Here is a 10,141-nt window from a genome sequence, read left to right on the forward strand (position 1 = left end):
GACAAGGGTGATTTCTTCTCAGCACATCAGCAAAAACCTGTTATCCTGAAATGAGTTACACGGTCACATTGAGATCGCAATGAAATATCAACAACTGGAAAACCTTGAAAGCGGCTGGAAATGGAAGTACCTGGTGAAAAAGCACCGGGAAGGTGAGCTCATCACCCGCTACATTGAGGCCAGCGCGGCACAGGACGCGGTAGATACCTTGTTGACGCTCGAAAACGAACCTGTACAGGTAAACGACTGGATTGAGCAGCACATGAACCCCGGGTTGTTCAATCGTCTCAAACAGACGATTCGGGCGCGGCGCAAGCGGCACTTCAACGCTGAGCATCAGCATACTCGCAAGAAATCTATCGACCTGGAATTTATCGTCTGGCAACGGCTGGCGGGTCTCGCACAACGTCGTGGTAAAACGCTGTCAGAAACGATTGTGCAGCTGATTGAAGATGCGGAAAACAAAGAGAAGTATGCCACTAAGATGAGCACGCTGAAGCAGGACTTGCAGGCTATGTTAGGGAAAGAGTAACAGGGAATAATTCAGGTAAGTTGTAGCCTCAGGCTTATCTATTTCAGATTCGCAGGACAAAAAAAACCCCGCATCGCGGGGTTTTTTATTAGACGATAACTTAAGCCTGTGGCTGAGTTACAACGTCTTTGATGCCTTTAACTTCGATCTCTACGCGACGATCTGGTGCCAGGCAGTCGATCAGTGCAGCGCGAGCTTTCACGTTGTCACAGGTGTTGCCTGTAACTGGGTTGGATTCACCCATACCACGTGGGGAGATCTTGTTAGACGGGATACCTTTAGATACGAGGTAATCGACAACAGACTGTGCACGCTGCTCAGACAGTTTCTGGTTGTAGGAATCAGAACCGATACGGTCGGTGAAGCCCAGAACCACTACGGAACCGTCTTTAGGATCCAGGTTGCTCAGCTGGGAGTACAGCTGATCCAGTGCCTGCTGACCTTCTGGTTTCAGAGTAGATTTGTTGAAGTTGAACAGAACATCAGACTTCAGAGTGAAGTGCTTGGTCTGTACTTCTGGAGCTGGAGCTGGAGCCGGAGCTACAACTGGAGCAACGTCGTTCTGACCGAAACGGTAAGAAACACCTACGCTCAGCATGCCGTTGTCTGGACGAACACCTACAGTGCCAGCGTCGCCGATGTTGTTAACCCACTGGTATTCCAGACGGGTAGCGATATCACGGGTCATAGCCCACTCAACGCCACCAGCGAATACTGGGGAAACACCGGTGTCGTGGTTGTCGCCAGCAACGTTGTTGCTGGAGTCAGCGCGCCATACCATGCCGCCCAGACGGGTGTAAACATCCAGATCGTCGGTTACCGGGTAACCCAGTTTAGCAGTCAGCTGAACGCCCTGAGCTTTGAATGCACCGTTAACCTGGTCGCCTTTATAAGGCATACGGCCCAGCCAGTCATAACCCATTTCGAAACCAACATACGGGTTTACCTGGTAACCACCGAAAGCACCAGCGCCAAGCTGACTTTCGTGGGTTGGACCGTTGTTGTTCAGGGAGCTGTCATACCAACCGGTATCGTGGAACTGAGACCAGCCCAGCTTACCACCAGCATACCAGGTGTTATCTTTCGGTGCGGCCTGCGCTACGGTAGCGAAGCCAGCCAGTGCCACTGCAATCGCGATAGCTGTCTTTTTCATTTTTTGCGCCTCGTTATCATCCAAAAATCGCCATGAATATCCATGTAGAAGTTCACGGTTAAATCCTTCACCGGGGGCGGGACCTAACTATAAGTACGCCATAATCTGTGGCTTAAGCCGATCACCCCTGGCGATGTAAAGTCTACAACGTACTTGGAAACTTACAAGTGTGAAGTCCGTCAGGCATATGAAAAAAAAAGAGTTGTATACACATTATTTAACATTTATGTTGAATTTTTGTTCCGAACAAAATGCTGAGAACCGCACCACACAAGCACTTTCCTAAAATAACCCGTATATAATCATGGCTTATCGATCGCGCAAAAAAAATACCAGGAAAAATCCTAAATTTACTTAATGATACAAATTCGAGTGAATTTTTAGCCCAGGAAACTGTCTCGATGGCTGAGAAGAGGTTCGAACCGGACGCATAATGAACCCCATGGCGTGACCTTCTTCGGCTGCATTAGCGAGCCGATGTTGATCTTCTTCGCTCAATTCTTCAGCAATCCAGCCAATGACAACGCTATAGTTTCCGGTACGCAGTGCACGAATCATTGAATCAAGCGTAGCACCTGGCAGCATCTGACTCACCTGCATCACTTTTGATAGTGGAAGGCCCGAGGCCTGAACCCACTGACGGCTCAATTTTTGCTGCGGGGTGAGCCACAGCTGCCAGCGATCCTGCTGGCCGAGCTGCTGCAAAAGAGGGAGCAGCAGCAGTTGAGTCATCATCGGCTGATCCTCACGATAAAGCACTTCGCTGATAAGCCCAGTGGAACTCTGCTGGGGTTGGTTGACTGCGGTTGCAGAAACCATTGCTTTGCGATTTGCATAACCTGAAGTGTACATTGTGAATCCCGCCCTGTGGGTTACTGTATGAATATACAGTATACCTGGTGGGTTTAAAGATCAACCTCATTTTCTGAAAGCACCTCGCAAAATTGCACAGAATTCCTCCCCTCCGTGAAGAACCTCTTGCCCCCGCAAATGAAGTTGCCTATGGTCGTTTCTAACGGATCCGTTACCCGAACTCTTTCATCTAACTGCATGATTACAGGATATAATCATGGGAAAACTATCATATAAACGGATCTATCAATGTGAGGAATGTTTGTCCTCATTAGGCACCATTCATCACCGCGCATTATTTGGCGGATACAGCCTTTCAATCGATGACACCGTGTTTGCCATGGTGGCGCATGGCGACCTTTATCTCAGGGTGTGTGAGCAAAGTGCGGTCTATCATGCCGCAACGCCGCCACGATTATTAACGCTAGCTAAGCGTGGGCGGCCGATTTCACTGAACTACTACTGGGTGGATGACACACTTTGGCATAACCAACCGCTCTTATTGCGATTGTCTGCGCTGTCCTTACGGGGAGCGCAAAACGAAAAGAGCCTGCGCTGTGATTCGCAGCGGCTGCGTAAGTTGCCCAACATAACTTTTCAGCTTGAGCTCCTGCTGTTTGAGGCGGGAATTCACGATGAGGTGACGCTGCGGCGGTTGGGGGCGATGGCGGTCTGGACTCGTCTTCGCGGCATTCGCAAAGATCTCAGTATCAGCGTGTTATTTGCGCTGGAGGGGGCCATTCAGGGGATCCATGCGGCCATCGTTCCGATGCAACGCCGTCAGCATCTCCAGGAGTGGGCGGAGATGATGACGGCGAAAAGGAAAGTCAGGCCGACTGAGGAGTAACCTGCTGCTGCAGGCGGCAAAACTCAGGTAACAGGCTCACCATTAATCCAATCTGCTGCAGGACCAGCGGCGCTTTGATATCAGACCCGGGTTCAAGATGACGGATCCGTTCCATTAATCCCGCTAACGCACTTTGCACACGCTGCTCGTCTGAGGGCGTGTGATGGAACGCGTCATCGACGTAGCACACCGCATCATCCAGCAGGGCGAGGATATCGGGATTGGTTAACTTTTCCCGGTGGGCGCCCAGCGCCGAAATATAGCTGGTAAAGGTGTGGTTCAGGCACAAAAGTCGGAAAGCGGTTTCACGCATGTCCGCGGTTACCCGAGGCTCGGTCGACATATTAGAAACCACCGACGCCAGTTCCGCATCCCGGTTATGAGCATCGCGACGGGCAATCCGGTAAGCCAGACGGTTATCACGGCCCTGGTGATACTGCTCCAGAATCGCATCCAGATAACGGCAGTTGGCATCGACTGCTCGCGCCATCACCGTCGGCAAGTTACGGAACTTCCAGTCGGGCCAGATAAAGCTGACCGCAGCCCAGGCGATGGCACAGCCTATCAGCGTGTCGATAACACGCGGCAAGGCTACCTCAAAACCTTCGCCCAACAGGTTAAAGCACAGTAGCACCAGCAGGGTGATAAACATGGTGGCATGGGCGTACTGCACGTTGCGGAAAGCGAAAAACAGCACGCCGGTCAGCACAATCAGCAACAACTGACCTTCCACTGACGGCACCAGTAACAGCACTGGCAGCCCAATTGCCACACCTATTAGGGTGCCGATAACGCGCAGCGCCAGACGGTGGCGCGTCGCGTTATAGTTCGGTTGGCACACGAACAGGCTGGTGAGCAAAATCCAGTATCCGTGATGCATCCCGGTAAACTGAATAAAGGCATAGCCGGCGCACAGGACCAGCGACATTCTCACCGCGTGGCGGAAGAGGGCGGAGTCAGATGAAAAGTTGCGCTTCAACCGCAGCCAGACATCGCTGAATCCGTGCAAACGATCGTCGGCCAGCTGCGTCTCGGTTTCACTCTGCGGCATCGCCATTTGCTGCTCAGACTCGATGGTTGCCAGTTGGGCGTCGATGGCGCGCAGGTTGTTCAGTAAAAAGCCCAGCGCTTTCATCTGTTCTTTATCTGCCCCGCTGGCGCTCACGCGTTCCAGGGCTGCATCCAGATGCGCAAAAACACGCTCAAAGCGTGAATCGTGCTGATACGGCGTGCGTAAAAGAATGGAGCGAGAGAGCTGCTGGCAAGCCTGAGACTGCATCGAAAGCAGGCGCTGGAAACGGAACATCACGTCGCTGTAACGGAAGGTATCGCGCAGCGAAGGGTAATGCACATGCGAGGAGCTGGCGCGTTCGTGGATATCCTGGGCAGCAAAATAGTAGTGCAGGGTACGACGTGTCCCGCGCTGGCCACGGTCTCCACGCAGACGGGTCAGCAACGACGCTTTGGTCTGATTAAGCGTCGCGACCAGTTGTCCGTTAGCCATTGCCAGTTCAACCAGCGGGGCCTGGGTTTCATTTTCGATATCCGGATCGAATAATCGGGATTTAAGTTCCAGATAGTGAGCCAACTGTTCATAGCTGCGGGCGAGATTATCCTGCAACGGACGGATCGGGAAAATCAGATGCCCGGTTAAGGTCAGCAGGTTGTACCAAATGGCGCCCGCGAGCAGCAGCAACGGCTGCTGATACCAGTGCTCATACAGCGACACACCGAGCATGGTGTAGATGGCAATCAGCAGTGCGCCAAACGCGATAGTGGCGTAACGCTGACCCAGGCCGCCCAACAGAATAAACCCGCTGGTGGACAGCGTCAGGCCCAGCGCGAATGCCCATGGCCAGGGAAATAGCAGTTCTACCGATGCCGACGCAATGAAAAAGCACACCAGCGTAATCAGCAGATTACGCAGGCGACCTGCCAGTCTGTCGTCGAGGTCCGCCAGCGCGGCGGCAACCACGCCAAGTGTCAGTGGGATGGTGAGTTTTACTTCGCCCAGCCACCACGGCAGGGCGGCGGTCCCGCACAGAGCGATGAAGATTCTGGCGTTATACAGCCAGGCGCTGTTCCAGGTATAGCGGCGCAATATTGGGCTTAACATTCGGCAATCAGCCCCGATTACTGAAAACGACGACGCGCATTGGCTTCGCGTGCGGCGCGGGCCGTTTCGACAGAGACCACGCGGCGGCCTACCGGCCACAGGGCAATTGCGGCGATTTTGAAGTTCGCTATCCCCACCGGAATGCCGATAATGGTGAGACACTGCGCAATGCCTGCGACGATGTGCGTCAGACACAACCACCAGCCGAACAGCACGAACCACAGGATGTTCAGCACCGTACCACCGGTGTTCATCAGACCACTTTTGTCGTCCGGATTCAGCTCATCCACGTGTACGGCTTCGTTGCCAAACGGCAGGAACGAAAGTTTGGTAATTTCCCAGCAGGAACGGGTCATCGGTAAGGTAACAATCAGCACCATACTGACCACCGTAGCCAGTAACCAGCCCAGCGTTGTAAAAAAACCACCTAACACAAAATTCAAAATATTCAGAACGGTACGCATATGACCTCTGTTCAGTCCTGTGAATCGAAAGACCTGATGATTGTAACGTTTTTTAGCGCTGGAGCACCTGGAATCTGGCGGTTACACTGTCATGCATAAGTCTACCTCCGGGATTTGGCAAGACATGGAACTAAAAGCAACCGCCCTCGGCAAACGAATGGCTCAGCATCCTTATGACCGGGTTGAACTCCTGAATGCCGGGGTCAAAGTGTCCGGCGATCGCCATGAATATCTGATTCCTTTTAATCAGCTAACCGCTATCCACTGTAAGCGTGGGCTAGTGTGGGGCGAACTGGAGTTCGTCCTGCCGGATGACAAAGTGGTGCGCCTGCACGGCACTGAATGGGCTGATACCCAACGTTTTTATCATCACCTGCAAACCCGCTGGCAGCAGTGGAGCGAGGAGATGAGCAGCATCGCCGCCGAGGTACTGCGTCAGCAGCTGGCGGTGATTTCGCGTCACAGTGCGGAAGGCAAATGGCTGACCCGCGATGCGGTCGCACAGCTGCGACAAAAAATTCTTAATGCGCTTGAAGCACTGCCTGTCCCTGTCAGTCGGCTGGAGAGTTTTGACAATTGTCGCGAACTTTGGCGGCAGTGTCAGGCGTGGTTGAAGGATAGGGATGCCAGCCGGTTGAAGCACAATCAGGCTTTTACTGAAACAATGCTGACCCAGTATGCTGCCTTCTTCGAAGGGATCGAATCCTCGCCGTTGAACAGCGCTCAGGCGCGGGCGGTAGTGAATGGCGAGCGTTCATTACTGGTACTTGCCGGGGCTGGCAGTGGCAAAACCTCGGTGCTGGTGGCCCGGGCGGGCTGGCTGCTGACGCGCGGTGAAGCCGACGCCTCACAAATATTACTGCTGGCGTTTGGCCGAAAGGCCGCGCAGGAGATGGACGAACGTATCCGTGAACGTCTGCATACTGACGCCATCAGCGCCAAAACGTTTCACGCGCTGGCGTTGCATATTATTCAGCAGGGCAGTAAAAAAGTGCCGGTCATCAGCAAGCTGGAAAATGACACGGCGGCTCGACAGAAATTACTGACCGACTGCTGGCAGCAGCAGTGTCAGGAGAAAAAAGCGCAGGCCAAAGGCTGGCGACAATGGCTAACAGAAGAAATGGAATGGGAGGTGCCGGAGGAAGACTACTGGCACGACCCTAAAATCCTGCGCCGTATGGGCAGCCGACTTGACCGTTGGGTCAGTCTGATGCGCAGCCACGGTGGTTCACAGGCCGAAATGATTGACGGCGCGCCGGAAGAAGTGCGCGAACTCTTTGGCAAACGCGTCAAGCTGATGGCGCCATTGCTTAAAGCGTGGAAAACGGCACTGAAGGACGAAGGCGCGCTGGATTTTTCCGGACTGATTCATCAGGCGATTAACGTGCTGGAGAAAGGGCGTTTCGTCAGCCCATGGAAACATATTCTGGTGGATGAGTTTCAGGACATTTCACCGCAGCGTGCCGCGCTGCTGGCGGCCTTGCGTAAACAAAATTCTCAGACCACGCTGTTTGCCGTCGGCGATGACTGGCAGGCTATCTACCGTTTCAGCGGGGCGCAACTGTCGCTGACCACCGCGTTTAATCACTATTTTGGCGAAGGTGACTGCTGTGCGCTCGACACCACCTACCGCTTCAACAGCCGAATCGGCGAGATCGCCAATCGATTTATTCAGCAAAATCCGCATCAGCTTAGCAAGCCGCTGAACAGTCTGTCGGCTGGAGATAAAAAGGCCGTCACGCTGCTGGCAGACGATCAGCTGGATGCGTTACTCGATAAGCTCAGCGGGTATGCAAAGCCGGAGCAGCGCATTCTGATCATGGCGCGTTATCACCATCTGAAGCCTGCGGCGCTGGACAAAGCGGCGACGCGCTGGCCGAAGCTGCAAATTGATTTTATGACCATCCATGCCAGCAAAGGTCAACAGGCCGATTACGCGATTGTGTTGGGCTTGCAGGACGGGCAGGATGCGTTCCCGGCTCCCGCGCGTGAATCAGTGATGGAGCAGGCGCTATTGCCACAGCCAGAGGATTTTCCGGATGCGGAAGAACGGCGTTTGCTGTACGTGGCGATGACGCGGGCTCGGCAGCGGGTATGGTTGATGTACAACAAAGCGCAGCCGTCGGTGTTTGTTGAAGTGCTGAAATACCTGGATGTGCCGGTCGCGCGTAAACCGTGATTAAGGCGCTAAATTGCCCGGGGTGCTACGCTGACGGAGCCGATAAAAACGGTAGGCCCGTGCAAACGCAGTGCCGCCGGGCACTCCGTAATTACTTCAACCGTTCAGCCAGATAACGCTGATAATCGGGGATCTGAATCTCAACCGGGGTATTGAAGTTCGCCGACTGGATAATGAAATCGGCGGTAGCCACGTTGGTCGCGACCGGAATATTCCACACCGTTGCCAGACGCAGCAGGGCTTTCACATCCGGATCGTGCGGGACCGCATTCAGCGGATCCCAAAAGAAGATCAGCACGTCAATTTTGCCTTCGGCGATCATCGCGCCAACCTGCTGATCGCCGCCCATCGGGCCGCTCAGCATGGCTGCCACCTCCAGGCCGGTCGCACGCTGAACCAGGTTCCCGGTAGTGCCGGTGCCGTACAGGTTATGCTGAGCCAACAGCGGCTGATGACGCTCCACCCAGGTTTTCAGCATCTGCTTACAGTGATCGTGCGCGACCAGGGCGATATGCTTGCGGCCCGGCAGAGTACGGGTTGTCTGTTCCATAATTATTTTCCACTATTCAACATGCGGACAGATTACTGGAAGTGACTGTTGCTGCAAGCGGCAACGGCAAATTTTCCTGTGCCAGGTCATGATCTCAGGAGGACGGCTGCGATTTTGCCCATTCGAGAAAGCGATGGCGGGTTTGCGGATCGGCCAGCTGAAACCAGTACTTGAGCCGCTGTTCGGTCAAGGTTTGCGACTGATACGCCGGATTATCAAGCTCAGTTGTTTTCGATAATAACGTGCTGTCGTCAGGCAGGGGAGTGCTGAACGGGGTGCTGGAGGCCTGCTTATTCGCCTGGTTGTAGGCTTCGGTGGCCGTTTCGTAGTCGATATCCTCGCTGGCCTGGGTAATGGCCAGGATATCGAGTTTGACCGGAATAGGCATCGCATTGCCATCAAGCAGGCTGACGTGCGGCGTACTGGTGAAGACCTGGGTCTCTTCCAGCGTTTCGAGCCGCGGCAAGCTGAAATTTATCTGGCCTACTAACTGCGAATTGAAGCTGGCAATCAGCGGAGGGGAAACGTACAGCTGACGATTCTGATCGGGCAAGACAATGATTTTCTCGACCCGAAATACGACCTGATGCGGACCATTATCCACTTCAAGGCTTTCCGCTCCACGTAACAGCAGGCTGGAGACTTTTTTGCCGTCCAGGACCAGTAAATCAATATCACCCGAGAGCCGAAGCGTTGTGGCAGAGACGCTGACAGGCATCAGAAGCAACAGACATAACATGACCATCCCCGTTTTCATCGCGATCTCCTGAAAAAAGCCTGTTCATAGAGTGTATCAAATCTTTACGAAATGGGTTTTTATTAACATATAGACATAATCCACGTTTCCGCCCTCATACTCTGGTATGACTGAATGGCTGGCTTCACGGGATTGTCGTACACTTTGCAAAATTGCCCGGAGGACAAAATGAAAGAGAACGAGATTGCAGGCATTTTGAAAGAAACCCGCACCATCGCCCTGGTCGGGGCGAGCGACAAGCCGGATCGCCCAAGTTATCGGGTGATGAAATATTTACTGGATCAGGGTTATCACGTTATTCCGGTGTCGCCGAAAGTGGCGGGTAAAACGCTGCTGGGCCAACAGGGCTATGGAACGTTGGCAGAGGTGCCCGAAAAAGTGGACATGGTCGACGTGTTCCGTAATTCCGAAGCGGCGTGGGGTGTGGCGCAAGAGGCTATTGCTATTGGCGCGAAAACCCTGTGGATGCAGTTGGGTGTGATCAACGAGCAGGCAGCGGTCCTGGCACGCGATGCGGGAATGAACGTGGTCATGGATAAATGTCCGGCGATTGAAATCCCGCGACTGGGACTCGCCAAATAAAACAAACCCCGCATCAGCGTAATGCCGATCAGTTAAGGATCGGTTGACCGATCCAGTGGCTGTGTAAGAATCCGTAATCTCACAGGGATTACGGATTTTTTTATGTTAC

General features: G+C 53.6%; 10 protein-coding genes. 4 read left to right on the forward strand and 6 right to left on the reverse strand.

Annotated elements, in window-relative coordinates:
• Positions 1-79 precede the first annotated feature (79 nt).
• Complete coding sequence (gene matP / locus ACG0Z5_RS21250) at positions 80-532, forward strand: macrodomain Ter protein MatP (protein WP_319629867.1); 453 nt, start codon at positions 80-82, stop codon at positions 530-532.
• 100 nt (positions 533-632) lie between these two features.
• On the opposite strand, the gene ompA is transcribed toward matP, so the two are convergent.
• Both ompA and sulA read right to left on the reverse strand, forming a co-directional pair.
• Positions 633-1,685 (reverse strand): porin OmpA, encoded by a 1,053-nt coding sequence (gene ompA, locus ACG0Z5_RS21255; protein WP_394450947.1) that lies wholly within the window; start codon positions 1,683-1,685, stop codon positions 633-635.
• A 354-nt stretch (positions 1,686-2,039) separates the two neighbouring features.
• Positions 2,040-2,537, reverse strand: coding sequence for an SOS-induced cell division inhibitor SulA (sulA, locus tag ACG0Z5_RS21260; protein WP_394450950.1), 498 nt, complete (start codon positions 2,535-2,537; stop codon positions 2,040-2,042).
• A 217-nt stretch (positions 2,538-2,754) separates the two neighbouring features.
• Here sulA and ACG0Z5_RS21265 point away from each other — a divergent pair, with 217 nt between their 5' ends.
• Positions 2,755-3,384, forward strand: a complete 630-nt coding sequence (locus ACG0Z5_RS21265; RefSeq protein WP_394450952.1) for a TfoX/Sxy family DNA transformation protein — start codon at positions 2,755-2,757, stop codon at positions 3,382-3,384.
• Here ACG0Z5_RS21265 and yccS read toward each other — a convergent pair.
• Together yccS and ACG0Z5_RS21275 are read right to left on the reverse strand one after the other, a co-directional pair.
• Positions 3,365-5,500 carry a YccS family putative transporter gene (gene yccS / locus ACG0Z5_RS21270; RefSeq protein ID WP_394450954.1) on the reverse strand — a complete coding sequence of 712 codons (2,136 nt, stop codon included), beginning with the start codon at positions 5,498-5,500 and terminating at the stop codon, positions 3,365-3,367. The genes ACG0Z5_RS21265 and yccS overlap by 20 nt on opposite strands.
• Before the next feature lie 17 nt (positions 5,501-5,517).
• Complete coding sequence (locus ACG0Z5_RS21275; RefSeq protein WP_319787100.1) at positions 5,518-5,964, reverse strand: YccF domain-containing protein; 447 nt, start codon at positions 5,962-5,964, stop codon at positions 5,518-5,520.
• A 124-nt stretch (positions 5,965-6,088) separates the two neighbouring features.
• Between ACG0Z5_RS21275 and helD the strand changes: the two genes are divergently transcribed.
• A complete protein-coding gene (gene helD / locus ACG0Z5_RS21280) occupies positions 6,089-8,143 on the forward strand; it encodes a DNA helicase IV (protein ID WP_394450956.1) in 2,055 nt (684 codons plus the stop codon).
• A gap of 91 nt (positions 8,144-8,234) precedes the next feature.
• On the opposite strand, the gene mgsA is transcribed toward helD, so the two are convergent.
• Together mgsA and csgI are read right to left on the reverse strand one after the other, a co-directional pair.
• Positions 8,235-8,693, reverse strand: a complete 459-nt coding sequence (gene mgsA, locus ACG0Z5_RS21285; RefSeq protein ID WP_394450958.1) for a methylglyoxal synthase — start codon at positions 8,691-8,693, stop codon at positions 8,235-8,237.
• Between the two features lie 94 nt (positions 8,694-8,787).
• Positions 8,788-9,450, reverse strand: coding sequence for a curli synthesis inhibitor (gene csgI / locus ACG0Z5_RS21290; protein WP_394450959.1), 663 nt, complete (start codon positions 9,448-9,450; stop codon positions 8,788-8,790).
• 168 nt (positions 9,451-9,618) lie between these two features.
• Between csgI and ACG0Z5_RS21295 the strand changes: the two genes are divergently transcribed.
• Entirely contained in the window at positions 9,619-10,032 is a 414-nt protein-coding gene (locus ACG0Z5_RS21295) for a CoA-binding protein (protein ID WP_394450961.1), read from the forward strand.
• Positions 10,033-10,141: the final 109 nt, after the last annotated feature.

The sequence above is a fragment of the Scandinavium sp. M-37 genome (assembly GCF_043558715.1).
GTDB classification, from domain to species: Bacteria; Pseudomonadota; Gammaproteobacteria; order Enterobacterales; family Enterobacteriaceae; genus Scandinavium; species Scandinavium vulneris_A.